32 protein-coding genes are annotated in these 26,076 nt (G+C 43.5%); 22 read left to right on the top strand and 10 right to left on the bottom strand.

Going from position 1 to position 26,076, the window contains the following annotated elements; translation table 11 throughout:
* The first annotated feature begins 244 nt into the window (after nt 1-244).
* The 5 genes from ACNQO6_RS17305 (at nt 245) to ACNQO6_RS17325 (ending at nt 3,078) form a co-directional block, all read left to right on the top strand.
* Nucleotides 245-553, top strand: coding sequence for a BolA family protein (locus tag ACNQO6_RS17305; protein WP_343578422.1), 309 nt, complete (start codon nt 245-247; stop codon nt 551-553).
* 8 nt (nt 554-561) lie between these two features.
* Nucleotides 562-954 carry a SirB2 family protein gene (locus tag ACNQO6_RS17310; RefSeq protein ID WP_343578421.1) on the top strand — a complete coding sequence of 131 codons (393 nt, stop codon included), beginning with the start codon at nt 562-564 and terminating at the stop codon, nt 952-954.
* A gap of 82 nt (nt 955-1,036) precedes the next feature.
* Nucleotides 1,037-1,879: a ParA family protein gene (locus ACNQO6_RS17315; RefSeq protein WP_032876321.1), complete on the top strand. Its 843-nt coding sequence runs from the start codon at nt 1,037-1,039 to the stop codon at nt 1,877-1,879.
* A gap of 9 nt (nt 1,880-1,888) precedes the next feature.
* Complete coding sequence (locus ACNQO6_RS17320; protein ID WP_005228352.1) at nt 1,889-2,278, top strand: hypothetical protein; 390 nt, start codon at nt 1,889-1,891, stop codon at nt 2,276-2,278.
* Between the two features lie 209 nt (nt 2,279-2,487).
* On the top strand, nt 2,488-3,078 hold the full coding sequence (locus ACNQO6_RS17325; protein WP_440209774.1) for a LysE family translocator: 591 nt from the start codon (nt 2,488-2,490) through the stop codon (nt 3,076-3,078).
* Between the two features lie 12 nt (nt 3,079-3,090).
* Here the strand turns inward: ACNQO6_RS17325 and ACNQO6_RS17330 are convergent, their stop codons facing one another.
* Complete coding sequence (locus ACNQO6_RS17330; RefSeq protein WP_005228354.1) at nt 3,091-3,729, bottom strand: DedA family protein; 639 nt, start codon at nt 3,727-3,729, stop codon at nt 3,091-3,093.
* A gap of 236 nt (nt 3,730-3,965) precedes the next feature.
* Here ACNQO6_RS17330 and ACNQO6_RS17335 point away from each other — a divergent pair, with 236 nt between their 5' ends.
* On the top strand, nt 3,966-4,382 hold the full coding sequence (locus tag ACNQO6_RS17335; RefSeq protein ID WP_005228355.1) for a DoxX family protein: 417 nt from the start codon (nt 3,966-3,968) through the stop codon (nt 4,380-4,382).
* Nucleotides 4,383-4,523: 141 nt separating this feature from the next.
* Entirely contained in the window at nt 4,524-4,892 is a 369-nt protein-coding gene (locus tag ACNQO6_RS17340) for a NirD/YgiW/YdeI family stress tolerance protein (RefSeq protein ID WP_440209775.1), read from the top strand.
* A gap of 48 nt (nt 4,893-4,940) precedes the next feature.
* Here ACNQO6_RS17340 and ACNQO6_RS17345 read toward each other — a convergent pair whose 3' ends face one another.
* Nucleotides 4,941-6,167, bottom strand: a complete 1,227-nt coding sequence (locus tag ACNQO6_RS17345) for a DUF445 family protein (protein WP_171062171.1) — start codon at nt 6,165-6,167, stop codon at nt 4,941-4,943.
* A gap of 443 nt (nt 6,168-6,610) precedes the next feature.
* Between ACNQO6_RS17345 and guaA the strand changes: the two genes are divergently transcribed.
* On the top strand, nt 6,611-8,179 hold the full coding sequence (guaA, locus tag ACNQO6_RS17350) for a glutamine-hydrolyzing GMP synthase (protein ID WP_005228357.1): 1,569 nt from the start codon (nt 6,611-6,613) through the stop codon (nt 8,177-8,179).
* A gap of 315 nt (nt 8,180-8,494) precedes the next feature.
* On the opposite strand, the gene ACNQO6_RS17355 is transcribed toward guaA, so the two are convergent.
* Complete coding sequence (locus ACNQO6_RS17355; RefSeq protein ID WP_440209776.1) at nt 8,495-9,589, bottom strand: hypothetical protein; 1,095 nt, start codon at nt 9,587-9,589, stop codon at nt 8,495-8,497.
* 227 nt (nt 9,590-9,816) lie between these two features.
* Nucleotides 9,817-10,158 (bottom strand): DHCW motif cupin fold protein, encoded by a 342-nt coding sequence (locus tag ACNQO6_RS17360; RefSeq protein ID WP_440209777.1) that lies wholly within the window; start codon nt 10,156-10,158, stop codon nt 9,817-9,819.
* Between the two features lie 226 nt (nt 10,159-10,384).
* On the opposite strand from ACNQO6_RS17360, the gene ACNQO6_RS17365 reads away from it, so the two are divergent.
* From ACNQO6_RS17365 to ACNQO6_RS17390, 6 genes are all read left to right on the top strand, one after another.
* A complete protein-coding gene (locus tag ACNQO6_RS17365; RefSeq protein ID WP_440209778.1) occupies nt 10,385-10,912 on the top strand; it encodes a PadR family transcriptional regulator in 528 nt (175 codons plus the stop codon).
* Between the two features lie 146 nt (nt 10,913-11,058).
* A complete protein-coding gene (locus tag ACNQO6_RS17370) occupies nt 11,059-11,361 on the top strand; it encodes a DUF3861 domain-containing protein (RefSeq protein WP_440209779.1) in 303 nt (100 codons plus the stop codon).
* 49 nt (nt 11,362-11,410) lie between these two features.
* On the top strand, nt 11,411-11,653 hold the full coding sequence (locus tag ACNQO6_RS17375) for a DUF2798 domain-containing protein (RefSeq protein ID WP_440209780.1): 243 nt from the start codon (nt 11,411-11,413) through the stop codon (nt 11,651-11,653).
* 135 nt (nt 11,654-11,788) lie between these two features.
* Entirely contained in the window at nt 11,789-12,736 is a 948-nt protein-coding gene (locus ACNQO6_RS17380) for a pirin family protein (RefSeq protein WP_440209781.1), read from the top strand.
* Nucleotides 12,733-13,131, top strand: a complete 399-nt coding sequence (locus ACNQO6_RS17385) for an OsmC family protein (protein ID WP_440209782.1) — start codon at nt 12,733-12,735, stop codon at nt 13,129-13,131. The genes ACNQO6_RS17380 and ACNQO6_RS17385 overlap by 4 nt, the downstream gene beginning before the upstream one ends.
* A gap of 99 nt (nt 13,132-13,230) precedes the next feature.
* Nucleotides 13,231-13,884, top strand: a complete 654-nt coding sequence (locus ACNQO6_RS17390) for a glutathione S-transferase (protein WP_440209783.1) — start codon at nt 13,231-13,233, stop codon at nt 13,882-13,884.
* Between the two features lie 52 nt (nt 13,885-13,936).
* Here the strand turns inward: ACNQO6_RS17390 and ACNQO6_RS17395 are convergent, their stop codons facing one another.
* The 3 genes from ACNQO6_RS17395 to ACNQO6_RS17405 all read right to left on the bottom strand — a co-directional run bounded on the left by ACNQO6_RS17395 (nt 13,937) and on the right by ACNQO6_RS17405 (nt 17,639).
* Entirely contained in the window at nt 13,937-14,545 is a 609-nt protein-coding gene (locus ACNQO6_RS17395; protein ID WP_343578404.1) for an SPOR domain-containing protein, read from the bottom strand.
* 209 nt (nt 14,546-14,754) lie between these two features.
* Nucleotides 14,755-16,545: an arginine--tRNA ligase gene (gene argS, locus ACNQO6_RS17400; RefSeq protein WP_440209784.1), complete on the bottom strand. Its 1,791-nt coding sequence runs from the start codon at nt 16,543-16,545 to the stop codon at nt 14,755-14,757.
* A 173-nt stretch (nt 16,546-16,718) separates the two neighbouring features.
* The gene (locus tag ACNQO6_RS17405) at nt 16,719-17,639 is read right to left on the bottom strand and encodes a Dyp-type peroxidase (protein WP_440209785.1); all 921 of its coding nucleotides are present in this window, start codon (nt 17,637-17,639) and stop codon (nt 16,719-16,721) included.
* Nucleotides 17,640-17,794: 155 nt separating this feature from the next.
* On the opposite strand from ACNQO6_RS17405, the gene ACNQO6_RS17410 reads away from it, so the two are divergent.
* Nucleotides 17,795-18,418 carry a LysE family transporter gene (locus tag ACNQO6_RS17410; RefSeq protein ID WP_440209786.1) on the top strand — a complete coding sequence of 208 codons (624 nt, stop codon included), beginning with the start codon at nt 17,795-17,797 and terminating at the stop codon, nt 18,416-18,418.
* A gap of 8 nt (nt 18,419-18,426) precedes the next feature.
* Here the strand turns inward: ACNQO6_RS17410 and znuB are convergent, their stop codons facing one another.
* From znuB to ACNQO6_RS17425, 3 genes are read right to left on the bottom strand one after another with little or no spacing between them, the layout of a single operon-like run.
* A complete protein-coding gene (gene znuB / locus ACNQO6_RS17415) occupies nt 18,427-19,236 on the bottom strand; it encodes a zinc ABC transporter permease subunit ZnuB (RefSeq protein WP_343578400.1) in 810 nt (269 codons plus the stop codon).
* Nucleotides 19,237-19,239: 3 nt separating this feature from the next.
* A complete protein-coding gene (gene znuC / locus ACNQO6_RS17420) occupies nt 19,240-20,028 on the bottom strand; it encodes a zinc ABC transporter ATP-binding protein ZnuC (RefSeq protein WP_440209787.1) in 789 nt (262 codons plus the stop codon).
* Nucleotides 20,001-20,498: a transcriptional repressor gene (locus ACNQO6_RS17425; protein WP_343578398.1), complete on the bottom strand. Its 498-nt coding sequence runs from the start codon at nt 20,496-20,498 to the stop codon at nt 20,001-20,003. Before ACNQO6_RS17425 ends, znuC begins: the two co-directional genes overlap by 28 nt.
* Before the next feature lie 220 nt (nt 20,499-20,718).
* Here ACNQO6_RS17425 and ACNQO6_RS17430 point away from each other — a divergent pair, with 220 nt between their 5' ends.
* The 7 genes from ACNQO6_RS17430 to atpA all read left to right on the top strand — a co-directional run bounded on the left by ACNQO6_RS17430 (nt 20,719) and on the right by atpA (nt 26,075).
* Nucleotides 20,719-21,558 (top strand): metal ABC transporter substrate-binding protein, encoded by an 840-nt coding sequence (locus ACNQO6_RS17430; RefSeq protein ID WP_343578397.1) that lies wholly within the window; start codon nt 20,719-20,721, stop codon nt 21,556-21,558.
* 170 nt (nt 21,559-21,728) lie between these two features.
* Nucleotides 21,729-22,127: an ATP synthase subunit I gene (locus tag ACNQO6_RS17435; protein ID WP_440209788.1), complete on the top strand. Its 399-nt coding sequence runs from the start codon at nt 21,729-21,731 to the stop codon at nt 22,125-22,127.
* A 99-nt stretch (nt 22,128-22,226) separates the two neighbouring features.
* On the top strand, nt 22,227-23,102 hold the full coding sequence (atpB, locus tag ACNQO6_RS17440) for a F0F1 ATP synthase subunit A (protein WP_004656527.1): 876 nt from the start codon (nt 22,227-22,229) through the stop codon (nt 23,100-23,102).
* An 82-nt stretch (nt 23,103-23,184) separates the two neighbouring features.
* Nucleotides 23,185-23,430 (top strand): F0F1 ATP synthase subunit C, encoded by a 246-nt coding sequence (atpE, locus tag ACNQO6_RS17445; RefSeq protein ID WP_000424060.1) that lies wholly within the window; start codon nt 23,185-23,187, stop codon nt 23,428-23,430.
* A gap of 39 nt (nt 23,431-23,469) precedes the next feature.
* On the top strand, nt 23,470-23,940 hold the full coding sequence (locus tag ACNQO6_RS17450) for a F0F1 ATP synthase subunit B (RefSeq protein ID WP_004656525.1): 471 nt from the start codon (nt 23,470-23,472) through the stop codon (nt 23,938-23,940).
* 11 nt (nt 23,941-23,951) lie between these two features.
* Nucleotides 23,952-24,488 carry a F0F1 ATP synthase subunit delta gene (locus ACNQO6_RS17455; protein WP_004773231.1) on the top strand — a complete coding sequence of 179 codons (537 nt, stop codon included), beginning with the start codon at nt 23,952-23,954 and terminating at the stop codon, nt 24,486-24,488.
* Nucleotides 24,489-24,530: 42 nt separating this feature from the next.
* Complete coding sequence (gene atpA, locus ACNQO6_RS17460) at nt 24,531-26,075, top strand: F0F1 ATP synthase subunit alpha (protein ID WP_004773229.1); 1,545 nt, start codon at nt 24,531-24,533, stop codon at nt 26,073-26,075.
* The last annotated feature ends 1 nt before the right edge of the window (nt 26,076 follow it).

Consider the following 26,076-nt stretch of genomic DNA (forward strand, 5'->3'; position numbering starts at 1 on the left):
AACTCGCGACCCCAACCTTGGCAAGGTTATGCTCTACCAACTGAGCTATTCCCGCGTGCCAGCTATAATACATTAAGCAAAATGAGGGTCAACAACTTTATGCAAAGAAATTGTTTAATTGCATAAAATAAAAGCATTTTCAGCAAAAAACCGCTGAAAAAGCAAAAAAAAGGATAAAAGTTTCGCTTCAACTGAGGTCATGTATACTAATGAGCTATCTCAATCTGACCGGACAGCGTGACTAATGAACTTAGAACAACAGTTGATTGAACGTTTACAAACACTGGCACCGACCCATCTTGAAGTGATCAATGAATCTGCAGGGCATGGCGGTTATTTCCCAGGTAAAGAATCACATTTTAAGGTGATTGTGGTGAGCGACGAATTTCAGGGCTTACGTCTGGTACAGCGTCATCAAAAGATTTATGCCGTTGCTGCTGAATTAATGAGCCCGGGCCGTATCCACGCTTTGGCGATTCATGCTTATGTACCAGATGAATGGCAAGGTGAAGCTCCTGCCAGTCCTGACTGTGCACATGCACCAAAAGCTTAAGGACTATCATGGACCTACATCTCATCACTAAAATTGTGCATATGTCTGCCGTGAGCTTATTGCTTATTGTGTTTGTATTACGCGGTTCAACATTATTTGTGGGTGTACAGGACCAGCAGCCCAATCTAAAGGCCCGTAAAGCGATGGTTGGCTTGCAGCATTTATCGTTGACCCTGATTATTGTTACAGGGGTAATTTTGCTGGCAATGAAGAACTTTGATGTACAGCCGTGGTTCTATGCCAAAGTGATCCTGTTCTTTGTGTTGTGGTCGTCATTGATCAAAACCTATAAGCAAGACAGCAGTATCTTGCTGGAACAGCGCCGTGCAGGGTTGTTGATTGGCACGGTGGCCATGGTCGGGATTCTCGGTCTTGTGATGATTAAACCGGTTTTTGCCTGATTGTTGGACATTGTTTTAGAAATTGTTTTTGCACTAGGTTAAACTGCGTGCAGTTTAAAAAAAAACAGGGTAGAGGGAAATCATGTTAACGCGTGTGGTGTTTAACCAGAAAGGTGGTGTGGGGAAATCGAGTATTACGGTTAATCTGGCCGCAATTAGTGCAAAACAGGGCCTGAGAACATTGGTCATTGATCTTGATCCACAAGCGAACTCAAGCCAGTACCTGTTAGGTGAAGATGCGACCTATTCTGCGGACAAAGCCGCATTAGAACCCAATATTGAAAATTTTTTTGATGACGTTTTGGGCCAGACACAGCAAAAGGGCCTGATTGGCAATGCCATTGGTTCGATTTTAAAAGCACCTCGTGGCAAGGGGCTGGACAGTTATGTACATCGCTCGTCATTCGAGAATCTGGATGTCATTCCGGCCAGTCCAAGTCTGGGGAGCTTAGAGCATGCACTGGAAAGTAAACATAAAATCTATAAATTGCGTGATTCGATTCAGTCACTCAGCGCACGCTATGACCGGATCTTTATTGATACGCCGCCGGCCTTTAACTTCTTTACCTTATCTGCGTTGATTGCAGCAGATCGCGTACTGATTCCATTCGATTGTGATGTGTTCTCCAAGCGTGCGTTACAAACTTTGATTGAAAATGTGCTCGAAACCCAAGATGATCATAATGATCGCCTTGAGATTGAGGGAATTGTGGTCAACCAGTTCCAGTCTCAGGCAAAGTTACCTCGAGAAGTGGTTCAACAACTCAAAGATGAAGGTTTGCCTGTGCTGGATAGCATGTTGCCGCCATCGATCTTGATGAAAGAATCACATCAAAAGAATTTACCATTGGTTCATCTGGCATCTGAACACAAGTTGACGCTTGCTTATGTCACCCTGTTCAATGAGATTGAATCGAAGCAATAAGAGAACATTATGAAACGTTTATATTGGATGCCTGTTCTGGCGGCAAGTATGCTTTTGGGTGCTTGTGCATCAACGGTTAAGCCAGCTTATGTTTCACCGACGCAATATCAGGGCTTGAACTGTCAGCAATTACAGGCCGAGTACAACCGTATTCAGCTGTATATTGAAAACGGGGTTCAAACACCAAAACGTACCGGTATGGGCGTGGGGGTAGGACTCGGTGGTGGCTGGGGACGTGGTGGTTGGGGCTTCGGTCCATCCATTTCTGTCAACATGGGCCAGTCGATGAATACCAAGAATACCGAACTCGCCAATGTGCTGGGACAGCAAGATGCGATCGTGCAGGCAGCCAAGTTTAAAGGTTGCCCGATTATCGTAAAACAGCGTCCGAAATCTTAATTTCTACCCGTTTATCACCATAATTCGTTATGGTGATAAATAACTAAATTATCGCAAAATGTTTCAAAAAATAATCATAAAAATCAATTTTTTAAAAAATTATCTCGTCTAAATCCCGCTATTTTTACTGCTGTTTTTATTACCGAAATTTGTATTTTTGCCCTAAATTCGTTTAAGGTGGCGCCCATGTATAGTCGTTCGGTATGTGTATGATTGAGAGTTGGTTTTTTGTTTTGGCGATGTTGGCAGTGTTACTGATTCCAGGTCCGACCAACGCTTTACTTGCCAGTGCAACCCACCAACAAGGTGTACCCAAAACCATCAAATTTATTCCAATCGAATGGTTGGGATATATGTACGGCATCAGTTTATGGGCACTGTTGATTCATCTTTTTGATCCGATCTGGCCTGCACTGGGGGCGATTTTACATACCGCAAGTTTGCTTTATGTGCTCTGGATGGCTTTTCATCTCTGGAAAAGTTCACATCTGCAAAAACATGATCAGCATCATCCGCATATCCGCAAGCGACAGTTGTTCATGTCGACCTTAAAAAATCCGAAAACGGTGTTGTTGGCAGCAGGCATTTTTCCCAGTGAAACCTGGAATTCAATCGAAAATGCGCTCATGGTATTTGCCGTGTTTAGCCTGATTCTTTTACCGGTCAGTATTTTTTGGATGATCTTCGGACGTGCATTAATGGCGGGAAGTCTGATTGGAATTAAAGCCGATCATTTATATAAAGGATCGGCTGTGTTATTGCTGATTTGTATGTTACAGATGATCTTCCGCCTGTTTTAAAGCGGCTATCGATTATTGACCTTTACGGTTACTGAGTTTCTGACGAATAAAACCGATCACACCCGGTAATACACTGATAATAATGATACCGAAAATTAGGTGCGTGAAATTATCCTTTACAATTGGCATGTTGCCGAATAAATAACCCAATGTAATAAACGATGCAATCCAGCAGAACGCACCAATCACGTTATAAGTCAGGAAGAACTTATAGTTCATGCTGCCTGCACCGGCAACAAAAGGTGCAAAAGTACGGGCAAAAGGCACAAAACGGGCAAAAATAATGGTTTTACCGCCGTGGCGTGCAAAGAAATGCTGGGTTTTGATCAGGTGCTGTTTATTGATAAAGCGTGAATTGGTTTCAAAGACCCGCGGACCAATATAACGTCCAATATGATAATTTACGGTATCGCCGAGTACGGCAGCAATAAATAATAAAATACCGAGTACCCATGGGTCCATGGCACCTGTTGAAGCGGCGAGAGCCCCTGCTGCAAATAACAGGCTGTCACCGGGTAAAAATGGCATTACCACCAGACCGGTTTCAACAAAGATAATTAAAAACAGGATGGCATAAATCCACACGCCATAATTGGTAATAAATTCTAAAAGGTGTTCGTCAACGTGCAGAATAAAATCAATGAGTTCCATGAAGATGTTAACACTGTAAATGTGAGCTAAATCCTAGCAGTGCCTCTATAGAATGTCAGTATAAAAAGCAAATTAATTGGTAACTTTGCAGGGGGGTGAGGGGAAAGATTACATTGAGATCATGCTTTTATTGTTGCAAATAAAGAACGATATGTTAACTAATTTGGTATTTATTGCATAATTGAAGATATATAAACTTGCTAATATGTTAAAAAACAAACCGTATGGGATCAACCATGTTTAATCCGAATGTTGTTGTAAAAAATATCGTAACGCAAACTGGCGTAGCAAATGGTGTTATTTTGGTAGCACGTTTATTGCTCGCTTATATCTTTCTTGTGGCTGGCTGGGGCAAGATTGTCGGCTATGCAGGCACCGCTGGCTATATGGAATCCATGGGCGTTCCGGGTGCTCTGTTACCCTTAGTGATTCTGGTTGAGTTTGGTGGTGGCTTGGCCTTACTATTTGGCTTCCAGACCCGCTTTGCATCTTTAGGCTTAGGTATCTTTAGCATTCTCACTGCATTCATCTTCCATGGTGGACCAGATGATGCGATTAACTTTATGAAGAACTTTGCAATGGCAGGTGGTTTCTTCGCGTTAATGCTGTATGGCGCAGGCCGTTTCAGTCTGGACCATCTCATCGAAAAATAATCAAAAAATCCTAAAGCCCGCGCTGAGACGCGGGCTTTATTTTGTCCGTACATAAAGTTCACGCTTGATTACAAACTTAAGCCGACATGCACCTCTATTTCTGTTTAGATCATAAGTCTTGAGAATAAAACAGGAGATGACATGAAAAAACTCATCGCAAGTTGCGGGATTGTGATTTTAGCGGGACTATCAACCACGAGCTGGGCAGGTAAAGATGACCACGTGATTGTGCAGGAAGCGGCAAAGAATGTGGTAACGGTCAGTCAGGTGGCAAAACTTGCCGATGAAACCGGCATTACGCTCACGGGTCAGATCACCAAACAATTAAAAGGTGATCATTATGAGTTTAAAGACAAGAGCGGGACTATTGGAGTCGAAATCGATGATGACATCTGGCGTCAGGCCCAGCTTAAAGTCGGTGATCATGTCCGTTTGGTTGGCGAAGTCGATACGCATCGTTATAAGCCGACCGATATTGAAGTGGTCAAAATTGAAAAACTTGCCCATTAATTAAAAAAAAGGAAGCCTAAGCTTCCTTTTTTACTATCTTTCATTACTTTAAAGCATAAAGTGAATCTGCATTTCCCCAACCAGAAAACCCAGTACCGCACCGACAATAATCAAAGACCATTCATCTTCTTTAAAGGCCGGACGCAGCATGCCTTCAAACTCTTCCGGACTGAGTTTTTGCATGCGCTCAACCAGAGTATTACGCACGTTCATGGCATCTTCAGCATAAGATTCCACGTAGCGCATGGTGTCTGGAAGCTGTTTTAAAATCCGCTCCGCCACATCAGCTTTCAGGTTTTGATATTTTTCACCGCCAATGGCGTAGACCACTAACGGACGTACAATACCGGCCTGTAAATCAATTTCCTGTTTGACCTGACGGCTGACCAGCTCGATGACCTTGTCTGAATGGGTGCCGGAAAACAGCTCTTCCATCATGTTACGTGAGGTGAGGAGCTGTTTTGAAATCAGGGCTGCATAATCAGCCGCCACTTCATTCTGACGTTTAATAAATAAACCTTGCCAGGTATAGCCCATAATCTTTTTTGGATATAAGGGGCGGAACATCATTTGCAGCGCCATCCAGTCACTAAAGAAACCGACAAAGCCGCCAAACATCGGCAACATCCATGGATATTTACCTTGCGTGACGATCCAGCACAGCATCTGCACCACTCCAATCGCGAAACCAAATACAAAACCGACATTACTAAAGAACTTGAATTCCTGTTTGCCGACTTTTTTAAAGATTTCATTCAGCAGGCGTTTATCTTTGAGCAGGTTGTTGACCACCATATGCTTGATATCGAAATACTTGGCCACATCTTTCTGAACTTCGCTCATGATGTGTTCAACAATTTCCGGGGCTTTGGCCTGAACCCGCTTGATCAGTCGCTGACGGGCAAACTCCGGCATGCCTTCCCATAAACCCGGCTGATATTGCTGCGCGACTTCTCGGGTAATATCTTCGGCAGCCGCCATTAACGGCTTTTCGATTTCCTGGGCAATACGCTTGGGGTCGAGTCTGGCAAAGATTTCTTCAGGTTTGATGAGTTTGGAGGTCATCAGCTCAACGGCTGTAGTTGCCATTTTCTCAGCTTTGCGCGGCACGATCCCTTGCCATCCGAGTGGAAGTCCAAATAATCTTAACCCTTTAAATTCGAGGGGAGAAAACATCATTTGAATGGCAATGACTTTGGTCACATAACCAATAAAGCCGCTGATAAAGGGAATGGAAATATATAGCCAGAAATTTTGGTGAAAATCCGCAATCATTTCTTGAAACATTATTTTATTGGTCCTTCAAGTCCTAATTGTTGCTCGTAGTCGGGCAAGCGCTAGATGATAGTAAAATGTTTTAGGACCTTGGTGGTTTACCAAGACCTTGTGATGCTTAATTACCTTTTTATTTTTCCTTTCATTCAGGACATCACAATCGCATAAAAAGGCAATGCTGCTGTCGATTGAATACCTGTCCGTGGTAATCCCTATTTCGAGTCATCATCTTAGCACCAATTTTTGTTTTGTGTTGAGCAGAATAGGCAAGAATTGTTGATTTAACTCTCCTTATTCCGGAGGTATTTATGGAATTTTACTTTAAATTTCAGTGCCGATTTTCAGGTCCAATTAAAAAACAAGATAGATGATGAATTGCGGTGCGTCAAAGCGTGAAAAATGTTAGAATGTGGCGCTTAATTCATTTGCCTTTAAGATGAACCATGACGACCAATACTCAAATTACTGAAGATCGTATCCTTATTCTGGATTTCGGCTCTCAATATAGCCAGCTCATTGCACGTCGTGTACGTGAAGCGGGTGTCTATTCTGAAATGTATGCATTCGATATGTCTGAAGAAGACATTCGTGCGTTTAATCCGAACGGGATTATTTTATCAGGTGGCCCTGAGAGCGTACATGAAGAGGGAAGCCCACGCGCACCGCAAGTGGTATTTGAATTAGGCGTACCGGTATTGGGTATTTGCTATGGTTTACAAACCATGTCTGAGCAACTTGGCGGTAAGGTAGAGCCGGGCACAGTACATGAGTTTGGTTATGCGGAAGTTGATATTCTGGTCCGTGATAAATTGATCGGTAACTTGCAAGATCGCGAAAACCAGCTCCATGTCTGGATGAGTCATGGCGATAAAGTCAGTGCGATTCCGGAAGGCTTCCAGGTGACTGCAAGCACGCCAAGCTGTCCATTTGCTGCAGTAAGTGATGAAGCACGTCGTTTCTATGGCGTTCAGTTCCACCCAGAAGTGACTCACACCGCCAAAGGTGCTGAATTACTGTCTAACTTTGTTCATCAGATTTGTGGTTGCCGCGGTCTGTGGACTCCTGAGCACATTATCGATCTACGTGTAGAACAGTTACGTGAACAAATCGGTGATGAAAAAGTTCTGTTAGGTTTATCTGGTGGTGTAGATTCATCAGTGGTAGCTGCGCTATTGCATAAAGCCATTGGCGACCAGTTAACTTGCGTATTTGTAGACAATGGTTTACTTCGTTTAAACGAAGGTGATCAAGTGATGCAGATGTTTGCAGACAACATGGGCATCCGTGTAATCCGTGCACAGGCTGAACAACGGTTCTTGTCGGCATTGGCAGGTGAAGTTGATCCTGAGAAAAAACGTAAAATCATTGGTCGTGAATTTATCGAAGTCTTTGCTGAAGAAGCGCGTAAACTGGATGGCGTGAAATTCCTGGCGCAAGGTACGATTTACCCAGACGTGATCGAATCTGCTGCAAGCAAGCAAGGTAAGGCACACGTGATCAAATCACACCACAACGTGGGTGGTTTACCAGAAGATCTAGCTTTTGATCTGGTTGAGCCTTTACGTGACCTGTTCAAAGATGAAGTCCGTAAATTAGGTACCACGCTTGGTTTACCGCATAGCATGATTTACCGTCATCCATTCCCGGGTCCAGGTTTGGGCGTGCGTATTTTGGGTGAAGTGAAGAAAGAATATGCTGATATTCTTCGTCTTGCAGATGACATCTTTATGCAAGAGCTTCGTGACAGCGGCTGGTACGACAAAACTGCTCAAGCATTTGCAGTCTTCCAACCGGTGAAATCAGTCGGTGTGGTCGGTGATGGTCGCCGTTATGCATGGGTGATTGCACTTCGTGCGGTTGAAACGGTTGACTTTATGACAGCCCGTTTTGCGCACTTGCCATATGAACTGGTTGATAAAATCTCAACCCGTATCATGAACGAAATTAAAGATGTTTCACGTGTTGTATATGACGTGTCATCTAAACCACCCGCTACGATTGAGTGGGAGTAAAACTGGGATTTCATGAAGCAGCGCTTCATGCCAGTTTTACGCCAAGAGCTATGCTCGCGGCAGCAATGAGCTTCAGGCAGTAATGTTGCTTGCCATTTTTACATCATGAACGAGTTTTAAAGTGAAACTTTAAAATGACTGCAAGATGCCTGTGGTAGAGGTTTTTCAAAATACAAGCAATCTGATGTTAGTATTTGAAAAATCTCTAAATAGATCAAAAAAGCCGACTTGGAAAAGTCGGCTTTTTTAAATCTCAAAATGTGTATTCTACAAATATAAGAATCTTTTCACTTTGTGTTGTTATAACCTCGGTGCCTAGTTTAATTCACAATAACGTTTCCTAAAATTACTCCAGCTATAATGCTTCCCAGATTCATATTCTTGAATAAAAGTTTGATAGAGCTTGGTTTGTTGCTGTAACCAAGGATTGCCCCAATTTACGCCTTTAGGTGCAGCTTTATCGTGAAATACCCAAAAGTCACTTAAACAAGAGCTTGGCTGGGGTTTTTGCTCTTTTTGAGATTCTCGATATTGATCTTCTAATAATTCTGCATTGATACTTTCAACATTCTCCTTAAGCGCTCGACGTTCGCTGATTGAAAGATAATGTTTGTGAGTATTTTTTCTAAGTTGACCATTTTGATAATCATAAATATGCTCAATATCAAAAGGTTTAACTGTTTGATAGTCACCTGGTGTTTTAGTTTGATATTGAATAATGTTGGCTTCGTAGTCACTTATTTTATCGTTAAATTTTGGACCAAAACCCATACCATTTTCTGGGTTGGGAGCAATAAATTGAGCGCGATGTAATAGTTTGGCTTCTGGTGTAACCTCAATCAATTCATAGCTTGAACGGTATAAATTATCTGCAAACATTTGATGAATTTGAGCGTTGTGTTGTTTTTCAGTAGGTGTGAGAATATAACGACTACGGAAAATGAGGAGTAAATTTTTACCTTGTTCCTGTATGGCAAATAATTGGTGATCTTTAAATTGATTTGGTAATTGTTTTTTAAGGGTTAGTGATTGCTGAACTGAGCCATAAGATTGAGCGAGTATGAAATTAGTTTTGTCATCAATGCTTGTATAAAGGAGCGCTGGATTTTGAGTTTCACTTAGTGGGTAATAAAATACGGCAGTTTTGCCGTTAATGACAAAATAGCGTGGGTTAAGTAAATAGAACTGAGATGAATCTTTAAATGGATCGTAATTTTTATCTCGAATTTTTTTCTGGTCTGACCAGTTTTCAGAATATATAGAGTTATCGCTATCATCTATAGAGGCATCGATATAAATATTATTTTGCTCTTCTATTTCTATTTCAGCATATGCGAGGTGGTAGGGATTTAGAGTTAAGCTACTTATAAGACTAAAAAAATAGAATATAGTTTTTACATTTGACTTCATTTTTGACCTACATTATTAAACGTGATTAAAAAAATATGAATTTATTCTATAATAAAAAAGCAGAAATCCTTTAGAAAGCGATGATAAATAAGAGCACTTTTGATGGCTGCGTATTCTTTAATTTTTACTTCGCTTATTTAGGGAGGATTATCCTATTTTAAAATAATCCATTTCTCATTTTATATAATTTAAGACATATCCAACTTGCTGAAGCAGAAGCTTGATGATTAATCAACGATTAACAATTTAGCTCCTTTTGAAGTAAAAGACTGATGAGGTTCTGAATGATCGCCCACTTGGTAACTCATGCCTGCGGTTAAAATAAATTTCCTTCCATCTTTTAATCTGCTTTCTAACTCGCCTTCTAAACAGAATAAGATATGACCTTTTTCACACCAGTGATCAGCTAAATAATTAGCAGAATACTCAACGAGTCTTACTCTAATTTTATTGCCCTCTTCACCAAAATATTGTGTTCTCCAATATGCTATTCCTATTTCACCATAATGCTCTGTTTTTTCTATTTGAGCCCAATCGGTTATTTGAAATGGGAAAGGTGCAATATTCATATCATTTTTACTCCATACATTTAATTATTTTTACAACAATGATCAAAATAGTTCAAATCGTTCTATTCAACCTAAAAGCTAAAAAACTCAACTTTAAAATTTTTTTATAAAAAATAATTTATTAGATATCAAAATTTTAAAAATTAAAGATATATCTTAACTTGCTATAAGATATATTAAGATATATCTTAGTATGAATAAATTAAGCAATCCGAGAACAATAAAGATGAAACAGGCATCAGCTCATCACGACAGCCAAGGTGATCTTCAGCATGCAGAGCAGCATCGTTCAGGCCGCCGAGGACGCCTTTTTGAATCAGGCCGCATGAAACTGCTGGTACTGCATCTCATTCAGCAAAGCCCAAAGCATGGCTATGAAATTATTAAAGAAATTAGTGATTTGGTCGGCGATGGCTACTCACCCAGTGCAGGTACGATTTATCCAACCTTGACTGCACTGGAAGAGATGAATTGCATCACATTGCTTGATGCTGAACGTAAGCAATATCAAGTCACTCAATATGGTGAAACTTATTTAAAAGAACAGCAGGATATGTTGCTGGCGTTACTGGAAAAATTACGCCTGAGACGTGAAATTCACAATAATGACCAACTGATTGATATCCATCGTGCCATGGAAAACCTTAAAACGGCATTACGCTTAAAGCTAAATGTGGCGGGTTTAAAAACTGAGCAAATTCATCAAATTGCAGAACAGATTGATCAGGCTGCAATTGCCATTGGCCGGTTGTAGATCGGGAGCCTGATATATTGGCGCTACAACATAAAATTAAACAGGCGCAATTGCTGCGTTCATTAAAAGTGGTATTTAAACAATATCAAGTTGACCTGATGCAGGTCGAAATTAAAGAGAGTGCTTAAGCATTCTGGAGCATAGTGATGAAACAACACCAATATCATGTGACTGTCCAGCACTTAAAAGATAACAAAGGGCAGGCGTCGACCTATACCGAACGTCTGGAATTCTATACAGGCAATCATGATGACATCTTTGAGATTGTTGAGCGTTTGAAGAAAGGCGAGTTTTTTGATGAGCAAACCACCAAGTCATTTGCAGTGGGTTTGAAACTGTTCAGTGAAGTCATGCTGGAGCATCGGGATCATCCTTTGTTTGAAGCATTCTGGCCACAGTTTGGTCAGTTTATGAAGCATCTAAAGCAGCAAGTCAAAAATTCAGCATGAATATCTCCAACCTTAAATTGAGCTTTATCCATTGAAATCGTCTAAAACAATGATCCGAAAATTACCTGCTAAAAATGCCGCATGGATGATACCGCTACTGTTGTCTGGTCTGATGAGCGGAACCTTATCTGGTGTCAATCTATCGATGCAACTTGGTTTTTCCACGGCATTACTGAATCAATGGTTGGGCGCCTGGATGATTTCATGGCTAATTGCCTTTCCTCTGGTGTTGATTTTCTTGCCCGTGGTGAGACGATTAACCCGTCTGATGGTGGAAATGCCACCGCATTAATTTTGGTTGGTGAGGAAGGATTGTCTCATGCATGGCACTCTGCGTATTACTAAAAGACTATATTGAATGATATCGGTGTTGTTAAGATGAATAAAACAACTCATTGCAATGGCATAGGTAAAAGAGAGCAAAATCATGAGCAATAATAATGACTACGATATTTCTGACTCAAAAGACTGCGAAACTTATATCAATCAATTTATTCAGGAATTTACCATTCGCTCGGCGGAAATTGGCAAAGGAACCGTGATTAAACGTGCCTTACCGAGCCGCCAGAAGCGCTTGGTAGGTGCCTGGTGTTTCCTTGATCATGCAGGGCCGGTCAGTTTTCCAGCAGGTGATGGCCTGGATGTAGGACCACATCCGCATATTGGTTTGCAGACTTTTACCTGGATGATTGAAGGCACCATGATGCATACTGACAGTCTGGGTTCAAAACAGTTGATCCGTCCTAAACAGGTAAACCTGATGACTGCCGGTCGCGGTATTTCGCATACTGAAGTGGCACCTGATAGTGAAACCAAAATGCATGCGGCGCAGCTCTGGATTGCCTTACCTGATGATAAGCTCAATATGGATCCTAAGTTTGAGCATTACCCTGAATTGCCAGTGGTCAGCCAGGATCAGGTTGAGTTTACCGTGCTGGTCGGTGACTTTCTGGATACCACCTCACCTGTGCAGGTGCATACCCCTTTGGTCGGCGTTGATTTAACTGCACAAGCCGATACCAAAACTCGTATTCCACTTAATCCAAAATTTGAATATGCCTTTATGGCTTTAGAAGGCACAGCGCGTGTAAATGGGCATGAACTTACCGCCGATAACATGGTGGTGCTGGACACTGGATTGACCGAAATTGAGGTCGAGTTAACCCAAGGCCATCGTTTGCTGTTAATTGGTGGTGAACCGTTCGAGTCACCAATCCTGCTGTGGTGGAATTTTGTCGGACGGACCATGCAAGACTTGCAGCAGGCACGCGAAGACTGGATCAATCATGATGCGCGTTTCGGTGAAATTCCTGATTATCAAGGCAAGCGTTTAGAAGCGCCGGTATTACCAGATCAGATGAGGGCTTCCAAATGAGCATCATTGCGAGCAGTAAAGTACGGACCTTGGCTGAACCCTGGAAAGGTGAGGTGAGTAGCGGCACTCATCAGTTTCTCACCGATAAGCCAGAACAGTTTGGTGGGCATAATACAGGCCCGGCGCCTTATGATTTCCTGACGGCCAGTCTGGCCTCATGTACCATGATCACCTTGCGGATGTATGCGCAGCATAAGCAGATCGATTTGGGTGAATTTACGGTTGAGGTGGATTTTCATACCAATCGCGAACAAGAGGAGCGTATTGAACGCCGAGTTGTGTTTCAGCAAGCTGTTGCAGCAGAGTTGCACGAAAAACTTCTCAATGTCTGTAGTAAGACACCCGTGACTAAAACTTTGTTACGTAGTTTAGACATTCATACCATGATTCTTTAAGACTAAAGTGCTATTGTGCTTGGGCAAAACATAATTCTAAGTGCAATTGTGAGAGGGAACTAAAATCGCAATTGCACAGCAAAAAAAGCAGGCACAAAAATGATTACCTTACATTATCTACAATGCTCACGTTCGTTTCGTATCCTGTGGGCATTAGAAGAACTTGGGATGGATTACCAGGTTGAGTATTATCAAAGGTTGCCAAGTTATGCGGCCCCCGAGAGTCTCAAGAATATTCATCCTTTGGGTAAAGCCCCGATTCTGGTAGATGATGACGAGGTGATTGTTGAGTCCGCTGTGATTTTGGATTATTTGCAACAACAATATGATTCACAACAGCAATTCAAGCCACAATCTGCCAAGCAACAACGACAGTACGCCTACTGGATGCACTATGCCGAAGGCTCTTTAATGCCCTTGCTGGTGATGACCTTGGTGATGAATAGTGTCAGTAAACATGTGCCTTGGGTGATTCGTCCGATTGCTGAGAAAATTACTGGCGGGGTAAAAGCCAGTTTTGTCCGTCCACGGGTGAAAGAGCATATTCTGTATCTTGAGCAATATTTATCAGAACATGATTATTTTGCGGGAGATTTTTCTTTCGCGGATATTCAAATGGCATTTCCACTGATTGCGATTCAGAACCGCTTACACGGGAAGTATCCACACATTCAGGCTTTTGTTCAACGTGTACAGCAACGCCCGGCTTTTCAACGTGCCGAACAAGGCACGCTACATTCTCAATGTGCATAACGGCACAATAAAAAAGGGAGCTTTCAGAGCTCCCTTTTTTATGACCTATCTTTTAGCGTTTGATCACGATTGAATCAATGCCACTATGTTGTAAGGTTTGTTGAGCAGCAAGCGCCGACTCTTGACTGTCATAAGGGCCAGAGAAAACACGGTACCAAGTCTGACCATTTTCAACGCTTTTCACCACATCCGCAGACAAACCATTCAAGATGATTTCTGCACGACGTGCATCGGCACTATCCGGATCAGGATAGCTGCGAACTTGTAAAATATAAGTGGCGTGTGCCGGTGCAACAGGCTCACTTGGGGTGAGACCCGCTGGATCTTCTGCTGCAGGGGCTTCAGGTTTTGGTGATTCAATAATCACCACATTCCCTTGTTGCTTGGTTTCTGGCACTGCTTGATCTGGAATCGGTGTGACTTGCTGCTGAGGCAGTAAATCATAGAAACGGTAGTCTTTATTGGTGTTTTCTTCCTGATAATGCTCGGAAGTGACCTGATTTTTGGTCGGGACAGGTTGCCAAGGCTGCCAAAGCATCAGCATGACAGCTGCACAGAGGATCGCAAGAATAGCGACAAGCATTCCTAACCACTTCGGAATGAGTGGTTTTTTGGGCTTGTTTGGTCGTTCAGATACACCACGTTGCGTTTTTCCAAACACCGGAAATTCCTCTTGATCCTATTGATTTATGTGTAACTTGAGTTTACTTAAAAACAAAGCATTATGTTTAAAAATAATGCTTTGTTTACCATATTGTTTAACAACGATGGCTTAAGTTTACATGCCTTTAAGCTTGGCTTTGCTGATTACCGTTTGCCTCGGGCATAGCCTTCGGTCTTGCGACGATGTGCAAAGCGTTGCTTTGCTATTTACATCGTCTCAGGCGCGGATACACCGAGCAATTCTAAGCCATTGTGCAACACTTGCTGTACGTTGATTGAAAGCAATAAACGCGCTTGTGTCAGTGCCACATCATCGCCCAATACTTTATGTTCGTTGTACCAAGCGTGGAACAGGGCAGCTAACTCTTTGAGGTAGTTACCAATCTGATGCGGTTCATAAGCATTGGCTGCACGCACCAGAATATCAGGATAAGCAGCAAGTTTAGACAAGATCTCGGTTTCAGCATCCAGCTCTAAACGGTTGGCATGTTCGCGTGCTGCGCTGAGGTCAAAATTAAGACCAGTCGTCGCCGCTTTTTCTAACATACGGCAAATACGTGCATGCGCATACTGGATGTAATACACTGCATTGTCTTTACTTTGTGAAACAGCAAGATCAAGGTCAAAGTCGATGTGCTGTTCAGATTTACGCATCACATAATAGAAACGCGCAGCATCGTTACCCACTTCCTTACGCAAGTCACGTAAAGTCACGAACTGACCTGAACGAGATGACATTTGCACCATCTCGCCACCACGCCATAAGCTGACGAACTGAACTAAAAGTACAGTGAGTTTCTTCGAGTCATAACCCATGGCATCAATGGCCGCTTTGACACGTGAGATGTAACCGTGATGGTCAGAACCCCAGATATCAATCAGGTCGGTATAGCCACGTTGTAATTTATTCAGGTGATAAGCGATGTCAGAGGCGAAGTACGTGGTTTGACCATTACGACGTTTGACCACACGGTCTTTTTCATCACCGAATTCGGTTGATTTAAACCAGATGTTACCGTCTTTTTCGTAGAGGTAGCCACGTTGATCCAGTGTTTCAAGTGCTTCATCAATCTTGTCGGTCAATGAATCTTCGCTGAACCATTTGTCGAAGGTTACACCAAAGTCAGCAAGGTCATCTTTAATATCATCCAGAATGGCATGTAAAGCTGCCTGATGGAACACGCGATAAGCTGCACCCAAATGTTGTTGCGAGTTCGCAATCAAACCATCAATATGCTTTTCTTTATCGCCTGAAAGCACAACTTTATTGCCTTCAGCATCAAGCGCTTCAGCATATTGCACATCTTCTGGTACATCTTTATAGATGTCGGCAACGGCACGAACATGTGCATTGCCATCTTTATCAATAATTTCCTGTGCGATTTCTTTAATGTAGTCACCTTGATACGCATTCTTCGGGAAAACCAGTGTTTGCCCAGTCAGTTCTAAATAACGTAAATAAGTTGAAGTCGCCAAGATATCCATCTGACGGCCAGCATCGTTGACATAGTATTCGCGATCAACTTGTGCACCCGTTGCTTCTAATAAGTTGGCAACGGTCATGCCATATGCTGCACCACGGCCATGACCAACATGCAGGCTTGAGGTCGGATTTGCCGACACAAATTCGACCTGAATTTTTTTAGCTGCATTGGCTTGGCTGCGACCATAAGCATCTTTTTGTGCCTGAATCTGGTCGAGCACCGCATAGCGCTGGTCTGCATTTAAAAAGAAGTTGATAAAACCAGGACCTGCAATTTCTGCTTTGGTAATGTCAGCCACTTCTGGAAGTGCTGCCAGAATTTTTTCAGCAAGATCACGTGGTTTCATGCCTGCGGCTTTAGAACCAATCATGGCAATATTTGAGGCAAAGTCTCCGTGACTTCGGTCTTTGGTACGGGTTAAATGGCTCGTGTTGGTCCAATCTGAAGGGAGTACACCTTGCTGTTGCAGGGTTTGTACCGCATGATCAAGAGCTGCTTGTATTGCCGTATTCATAGTTACCGAAAATAAATGTCGCGGAAAAACGAACAATATAGCAAACTTTATTGGCTTAGGGGGAGAGGGATTTGGCTGGAATTCACATATTCCGCTAAATCTTTTGTCAGTTCTTGTTAGGGTTGTTGGTGGCGAGATGCTATGCTATTGAATAACATAGCATCTTTGATTTTTTAATCTGCTAAAACCTGTTCCAGCAATTCATCACTTGGCGCAAAATAATAAGCACCGTCGACTGCAGTGGTAAAATGCAACAAACGGTCATGGATGCCATCTCCAGCTGTTCCAAACATGCGTTTCAGCATTTCATTAATAATGCTTAAATTATTGGTATACGCCACAAAGAAAAGTCCCTGTTCGCCCTTGCCATCGCCATAAGGCAGGCTATGGCGCAAGATTTCCATTTCTTCGCCTTCATCATCTTCCACTACGGTGCGTGCGACGTGTGAATTTTCCGGTTTGATGTCATCATCGAGTTCAATCGATTCCAGTTTGGTACGACCAAACACATGTTCCTGTGCATCGACTTTGAGCTGGCGCCATTTGACGAGGTCATGGGTATAACGCTGGGCAAAGATAAAACTGCCATCTGCAAAAGCACCCGCTTCTTCAGGAAGTAAGGCTGCCTCAGCACGATCATCAGGGAATTGTGGATTCTCTGTTCCATCAATAAACCCCGTCATGTCGCGACCGTCGAAGAAACGGAAGCAGGCACGCTCATCCAGTACCTCAACTTTATCCTGAATACCCGTAAAGAAGGCTTGGCTCATGGCAAAGCAGATATCTGCACGGGCACTGGCAATATGGATAAAGACATCAGCGGGCACCACAGGCATATTAAATGCGCCACTTTGAGGGTCCAGTTGCTTAAAACCTGCAGGTGTTTGTGAGTAGAGTTGTGCCCAAAGTTCTGGGCCGAATGCAATGGCTGTTTTGATCTGGTCATTCGGGTGTTGTGTGATTAAACGGTCACGAGTGGAAAGCAGTGCTTCAATCTGTTGTTTTAATTCGGCAATGGTTAAATCTTTTAAACGTAACACAATAAAGCGGGCATGATCGGACGGTAATGGAAGAATGACAGATTGCGCAGTCATTAAAATCTCCTTAGCTTTTAAGGGATAAAAAGAATAATTGTGCCTGATGTTGCTGCAGCTGAGTAGCATATTTGTGCAATTTTATTGCCTATAATGTCGTCATATCCCGCATTAAATCGATATAATTTATTTTTTTATGAGCCGATATCATCGTTATGTCTGTGCAGGTCTGGGTTGCTTTTATGTTGGCGTGCTGGGTAATTAGTATCTCGCCAGGTGCAGGTGCCATTGCTTCCATGTCGAGTGGTCTCAATTACGGTTTTCGGCATGGCTACTGGAATGTCATTGGGCTACAAATCGCCTTGATGATCCAATTCTTGATCGTGGCCGCAGGGGTGGGGGTACTGTTTGCGACCACGCCTTGGGCGTTTCAGACGGTGAAATGGTTTGGTGTGGCTTATCTGGTCTATCTGGCATATAAACAGTGGACTGCGCCCATTCAAACCATTGAGATCCAGCAGGAACAATATCAATCTGCTTTCGCATTAATATTGAAAGGCTTTGTGGTGAACATGAGCAACCCCAAAGCCATTGTGTTTTTGCTTGCGGTGTTGCCACAGTTTCTGGATTTGAGTCGACCACAATGGTCGCAATACCTGATCATGGCGATCACGATGGTGAGCATCGACCTGATTGTGATGGCCGGTTATACCGGACTAGCATCGAAAGTACTGAGACTGCTTCGCTCTCCATCACAACAAAAGTATTTAAATCGTGGTTTTGCCGTGATGTTTACTGGGGCAGCACTGTTATTAAGTGCGATTCAACAGTCTAGTTAATGACCCGATTAGGCCGATTGAGCTTGGCTTTTGAGTTTTTGCACGAGGAAAATAGTGGCGAAACACAGCGCCATACATAACACAATGCTTAGGCCTGTCGAAATATTCAGGGCCGCGCTCGACCAGAGACCGACGGTCACACCGAATTGAGCCAGTATAAAGGCCCAGATCACCATTTGTTTTGGAGAGTGGGCGAGTAGGCGAGCACTTAATGCAGGAATCACCAGTAAGGCACCCATCAGTAATGAACCCACCGCGCGTAATGCCAGAACGGTAAATAGTGCCAGCAACAACATAAAGACCAGGCGCTGCCAATTGGCACTGACACCTTCGCTCATGGCAATATCAGGGTCAATCGCAATCTGGATCTGCGCGGACCATGAACGGTATAGCACGATCAATGCGGCTGCAATGACAATGGCAAACATGGGCAAGTCAGTCCATTCGATACTGAGCAGATCACCAAATAAATAACTGAGCAATTCTGGGCGTAAACTTGGCACCTGCTGGATCAGTAGCAGGCCTGAACAGAGCAAAGTCGCAGAGCTTAAAGCCAGCAATGCATCATTCGGCAAGCGTGAGTCGTGCAATACCCAGAGAATAGCCACCAGCAATAAGGCCAGACAGGCAACACCTAACCAAAACGGTAAATTGAGTATTCCTGCAATTGCGACCCCGAGCAGGGTGCCATGGGCCATGGTATCGGCGAAGAAAGACATTCTGCGCCACAGCATCAGACAACCGAGTGGCGCGGTCAGGAACACCAGCAATGACCCCATGATCCAGGCGGGTAACAGGAGTTGTAACCATTCCATCATGGCTTAGACCTTTGGCTCAGGGTGAATATGGGGGCGTGGATCATGTGAGCAGGGCTCGGCATGGTCGCTGTGTCCGCAGTGATTGTGATGATGCTGGTAAAACATCCGTTGCGTACCAAAAATGGCCTGATATTCGGGGTGTTGCTGAATGCTTTCAGGTAAACCGCTACAGCAAATATGTTTATTCAGGCAGACCACACGATGTGTACCTTGCATGACCCACTGTAAATCATGGGAGACCATCAAGACGGCACAGCCATAGCGTTCTGGCAGGCTGCGCACATATTCGTACAGTTCCGCTTCGGACTGGATATCCAGACCTTGCATCGGTTCATCCAGTACCAGAATGTCAGGCTGGCGTAATAAGGCTCTTGCAAGTAAAACGCGTTGCCGTTCGCCACCGGAAAGCTGCTGTACCTTGGATGACTGTAATTTCAGGATACCCGTGTCACGAATAATTTCTGCACGTAAACCTGCTTCGCAAACTTCCAGATCCAGTAAGTCCTGTACCCGTAAAGGTAGGCTGGCAGAAGGATTAAACTTTTGCGGAACGTAGGCGAGCTTTAGCTTTTTTGAGAAATGTATTTTGCCTTTGGTCGGGGACATAATCCCCAGCAGGACTTTGATGAGAGTCGATTTACCTGCGCCATTGGGACCAATCAGCGTCACAATCTCTTTTGCCTGTAAGGCAAAATCCACATTTCTCAAAATATCCCGTTCATCAAGCCGAACCGAGATACCCTCCAGTTGAATAAGTGGAGTGCTTATTGAAGAGTGCTGCACTGATGACATTTTCCAGAAATTTCAATAATGCTATGTTGAGCGGAAAACTGGTCTGAGGCAGCAAGTTGATCAAGTTGTTGGATCAGTCCCTGGGCGGAGGCTTCTTTTACAGAATGGCATTCAGTACAAATCAGGAATGCAGCCTGATGGCCTTCACGCGGGTGGCAACATGGAATATAGGCATTAATAGAGGTTAAGCGGTGAATCAGACCTTTTTCCAATAAGAAGTCTAAAGTGCGGTACACCGTAGGTGGCGCAGCAGGGCGATCGGCCTGACCTTTTATCTTCGCCAATAAGTCATAGGCACCCATTGGTGCGGTTGCATTCAAAATGAGTTCAAGCACTTCTTTACGCAAAGGTGTCAGGCGTGCGCCAGCCGCAGTACATAAAAGTTCTGCTTCGGCAAGTCGCGCTTTAATATCGTGATGACCGTGCACACCATGTAAAGCATTGTCATGTTCGTGTGAACAAGAACTCATAGATTGACCTCATTATTTTTGTAGAGCCTATTGATTCTTCACTGGCACTAAATGGCGCGCTGAGGTTTCAATAGCCCTGCTATCATAACATGCAATTTATGATAACTATCTATATAAGTGATGTGCACGACGGATCGTGCGGCAAATCTGAAAATAGACATAGGTATTTTGCAACTTTTGTTATATTATAACATGCTTCGCCAAATTGAGTAATCCTGTGATGTCCCGCCTAATCGTTCTCGTCTTGTTTTCAATGTTAAGTACATGGGGCTGGACACAAAGCTTGGTGGTTTCAACACATCCCATTTACCTGATTGCGAAAGAAGTCACAGAAGGGGTAGAGGAACCGATACTCCTGTTAAAAGATCAAAGTGGTCATGATGTACAACTGACCCCAGCGCACCGTAAGGCCATTCAGGATGCTTCTTTAGTGATCTGGTTAGGCAAGTCGCATGAAGCTCCCCTCGAAAAGATGTTGAGCCAGAATCGTAAGGCGATTGCCTTGCTGGACTCGGGAATCTTGACAGTGTTGCCGCAACGTAACCTGCGTGGCGCATCCTTGGCCAACACCGTGGATAGCCATGTCTGGTTAGAACCAAATAATGCAGTGCGGATTGCGTTCTTTATTGCGACCTTGCGTTCACAGCAATATCCAGAAAATAAAGCCAGATATCTTGCCAATGCCAAAGCATTCTCACAACAAATGTTGCAGGCATCCCAACAATACGAAAGCTCAAGCAAAGCCAAAAACTACTGGTCTTACCATGATGCTTATCAATATCTGGAAAGAGCCTTGAACCTGAAATTTGCGGGTGCACTGACTGATGATCCACATATTGCCCCGACTGCTGCGCAAATTAAGTACTTAAGAGACAATCGTCCGCAGAGTAAAATGTGCTTATTGGCCGAAACGACAGCAAGTTCGGGTCAGTATCAAAAAATGAACCCAGTAGTTTTCCAACCCGTCGATGAAAGTATGCGCGGTGAAGACAATTTTGTAACAGCGTGGAAAAAATTGGCTTCAAAAACCGATAAGTGCGTAATAAGTGCACAAAATTGATGGAAAAAATAAAAATCAATTGACTCTAGCGTCAAAAAATATGGTAACGAAAAAACCAGACTTAAGTCGAGAAAAGATTGCATGTTCAGGGGTGTAACTCTATAATGCCTGCGATTCGAAACGATCATGATTAAAACTTGTCAAGCAGTTATGCTGTAAGTGGGTAAAAAATGAGCCAAACTAGTCGCATGATTGACCGACGATTAGCAAAAGCTTTGGTCTTCTTACAGGCATGTATGATTCCTGTTGCCGCTTTGCTGGCATGGGCAATGACAGACACAACTGCTGCTTTGAGTGCTGCGCTTGGGGCTTTGGTATGTTGGTTGGCACATTGTTATTTTGCTTGGCAGTCGTTTAGAACGGCAGGCGCAAGAGCATCAAAACAAGTCATGCTGAATATGTACCGAGGGATGCTCGGTAAGTTTGCGATTGTGATCGTGGGTTTTATATTAATTTTGAGCAATGTTAAACCGCTGTCACCGGTTGCATTGTTTTGTGGATTTATTCTCGTACAAGCGATGTCGTGGGTCGCGCCATTTTGGGTGGCACGTCTACAAAAACGAGTGTAAGACACATTTTAAGATTTTTGGAAGTAGACGCGGAATTATTGCCATTCGCATGATTCGTTTCTCTTCTTTTTAATGATTGACATTGACCAGGTGTGATTTATGGCTGCTGAAGAACATGCCCTGACTTCGACCGAGTATATCAAGCATCACTTGACCAATATGACCTATGGCAAAATGCCTGACGGTACATGGAAATTGGCTGAGACTGCTGAAGAAGCTCATTCGATGGGGTTCACTGCAATTCACTTGGATTCAATGGGTTGGTCTATCGGACTTGGTGTGATTTTCTGTTTGTTGTTCTGGACAGTTGCGAAAGCTGCGAATGCAGGTGTTCCAACTAAATTCCAGTCAGCAATTGAAATGATTATCGAGTTTGTGGACTCAAGTGTTCGTGATACTTTCCACGGCAAATCACGCTTAATTGCACCCTTGGCATTAACCATTTTCGTGTGGATTTTCCTCATGAACGCAATGGACTTAATCCCGGTTGACTGGATTCCGTATACAGCTCAATTGATTGGTGCAAACGTATTTGGCATGGACCCTCACCACGTTTACTTCAAGGTTGTTCCATCTACTGACCCGAACATTACCCTTGGTATGTCGTTGTCTGTATTTGTTCTTATCTTGTTCTATAGTATTCGCGAGAAAGGGATCGGCGGTTTCGTCGGTGAATTGGCACTTAACCCATTCAACCCAAGTAACCCAGTTGCAAAAGCGTTATTGATTCCAGTGAACTTAATTTTGGAATTAGTAACTTTCCTTGCTCGTCCAGTTTCGTTAGCTCTACGACTGTTCGGTAACATGTATGCGGGTGAGTTGATCTTCATCTTGATCGCATTATTACCGTTCTGGATCCAGTGGGCGTTATCTGTGCCTTGGGCTATCTTCCACATTCTTGTAATCACGCTGCAAGCATTTATCTTTATGATGCTGACCATCGTTTACTTGAGCATGGCAAGCGAAAAGCATTAATGGTATTGCCTAACTGTCACCTGATGGTTGGGCTTAAATTTTAGTTTAATTTGGTAATAACCTAACCTCTGAGGAATTTTTCATGGAACTCACTTTAGGTCTAGTTGCAATTGCATCTGCTATCTTGATCGCTTTCGGTGCTTTAGGTACTGCGATTGGTTTCGGTCTTTTAGGCGGTCGCTTCTTAGAAGCTGTTGCTCGTCAACCAGAATTGGCTCCACAACTTCAAACTCGTATGTTCTTAATCGCGGGTCTTCTTGATGCTGTGCCTATGATCGGTGTTGGTATTGGCTTGTTCTTCATCTTCGCTAATCCATTTGTAGGTTAATAGCTTAATTCCTAAATCCACATATTGAGGAATAGCGAAATGAATATCAACCTCACATTGATTGGCCAAGCAATTGCATTTGCGATCTTTGTCGCATTCTGCATGAAGTTTGTATGGCCTCCACTAATCAATGCGATTAGTGAGCGTCAGCGTAAAATCGCTGATGGCTTAAATGCTGCTGAAAAAGCAAAAGCTGACCTTGCTGATGCGCAAGCACAAGTTAAGGCAGAGTTAGATGCAGCAAAAGCACAAGCGGCTCAATTGATCGAACAAGCGAACCGTCGTGCAGCACAATTGATCGAAGAAGCGCGTACCCAGGCATCTGCTGAAGGTGAGCGTATCCGTCAACAGGCGAAAGAAACTGTTGATCAGGACATCAATTCTGCTCGCGAAGAATTACGTCAACAAGTTGCTGCTTTGGCAGTTGCTGGCGCAGAAAAAATTCTGAACCAACAAGTTGACGCAGAAGCTCATAATGCCATGCTGAATCAGCTGGCTGCTAAACTTTAAGCGAGGCGAATATGGCTGAACTCTTGACGTTAGCACGCCCGTACGCCAAAGCAGCATTTGCTTATGCATCTGAGCAGAATGCAACTGACGCTTGGTCAAATGCGTTACAACTGCTCGGTGCTGCGGTGCAAGACGAAGCATTTTCCGCTTATTTAAATCGCCCTGAGCTGACTCCTGCGGAACAAGTAGGTCTTTTTGCAAAGGTTTTAGGTGAAGATCAATCACAATCAGTGTCTAACTTTTTGACATTGCTTGCGGATAACGATCGTTTGGTTTTATTGCCTGAAATCGCTGCAGAATACGAATTACTTAAATCGCAGAACAACAACACATTGGAAGTAGAGATTGAATCTGCTTTCCCAATGGATGCGACACAAGAGCACATTTTGGCTCATGCGCTTGAAAAACGTTTTAACAGAACCGTTCAGGTTACTGTCAACGTGAATCCAGCGTTAATCGCAGGTGTTGTGATTCGTGCAGGCGACCAAGTGATAGATGACTCTGCGCTTAACAAGCTTGAAAAAATGCGGACTCGTCTTCTTGCCTAACAGCAAAAAGACTGAACTTAAAAAAGATTGAGGAATAGCGCAATGCAACAACTGAATCCATCCGAGATCAGTGCGCTCATTAAACAGCGTATCGGCGATCTGGACACCAGCGCGACCGCTAAGAATGAAGGTACCATCGTCATGGTATCTGACGGTATCGTGCGTATTCACGGTCTTGCGGATGCAATGTACGGTGAAATGATCGAATTCGACGGCGGCTTATTTGGTATGGCACTGAACCTAGAACAGGATTCAGTGGGTGCCGTTGTTTTAGGTAACTACCTAAGCCTGCAAGAAGGTCAAAAAGCTCGTTGTACAGGTCGTGTATTAGAAGTTCCGGTTGGTCCTGAACTTCTTGGCCGTGTCGTAGACGCTTTGGGTAACCCGATTGATGGTAAAGGCCCTATTGATGCAAAACTTACTGATGCTGTTGAAAAAGTAGCACCAGGTGTAATTTGGCGTCAGTCTGTCGACGAACCTGTTCAAACTGGTTATAAATCAGTTGATACCATGATCCCTGTAGGTCGTGGTCAGCGTGAGTTGATTATTGGTGACCGTCAAACTGGTAAAACAGCAATGGCGATCGATGCGATCATCGCTCAGAAAAACTCTGGCATTAAATGTGTATACGTTGCGATTGGTCAAAAACAATCAACAATTGCAAACGTGGTACGCAAGCTAGAAGAAACTGGCGCTATGGCGTATACCACTGTTGTCGCAGCTGCGGCCGCTGATCCTGCAGCAATGCAGTATTTGGCTCCGTACTCTGGCTGTACAATGGGTGAATACTTCCGTGATCGTGGTGAAGACGCGTTAATCATTTATGATGATTTGTCTAAGCAAGCTGTTGCTTACCGTCAAATTTCATTACTTTTACGTCGTCCACCAGGTCGTGAAGCGTATCCAGGTGACGTATTCTATCTTCACTCGCGTCTTCTTGAACGTGCTTCGCGCGTTTCAGCTGATTATGTTGAGAAATTCACGAACGGTGCAGTAACTGGTCAAACTGGTTCTTTAACTGCATTACCGATCATTGAAACTCAAGCTGGTGACGTATCTGCATTCGTACCAACGAACGTAATTTCGATTACTGACGGTCAGATCTTCCTAGAAACATCATTATTCAACGCAGGTATTCGTCCTGCTGTGAACGCGGGTATCTCTGTATCTCGTGTTGGTGGTTCTGCGCAAACTAAGATCATCAAGAAATTGTCTGGTGGTATCCGTACCGCTCTAGCGCAATACCGTGAATTGGCTGCGTTTGCTCAGTTTGCTTCTGATCTTGACGAAGCAACACGTAAGCAACTTGAGCATGGTCAACGTGTAACTGAGTTAATGAAGCAAAAACAATATGCTCCTTACTCAATCGCTGACCAGGCTGTATCTGTTTATGCATCTAACGAAGGCTATATGGCTGACGTAGAAGTGAAGAAAATCGTAGACTTTGATGCTGCGTTAATCTCTTACTTCCGTTCTGAATATGCGGCGTTAATGCAACAGATCGATGAAACTGGTGATTACAACAAAGACATCGAAGCAGCAATCAAATCAGGTATTGAGAGCTTCAAAGCGACTCAAACTTACTAAG

This window comes from Acinetobacter calcoaceticus, assembly GCF_051947995.1.
GTDB lineage: Bacteria > Pseudomonadota > Gammaproteobacteria > Pseudomonadales > Moraxellaceae > Acinetobacter.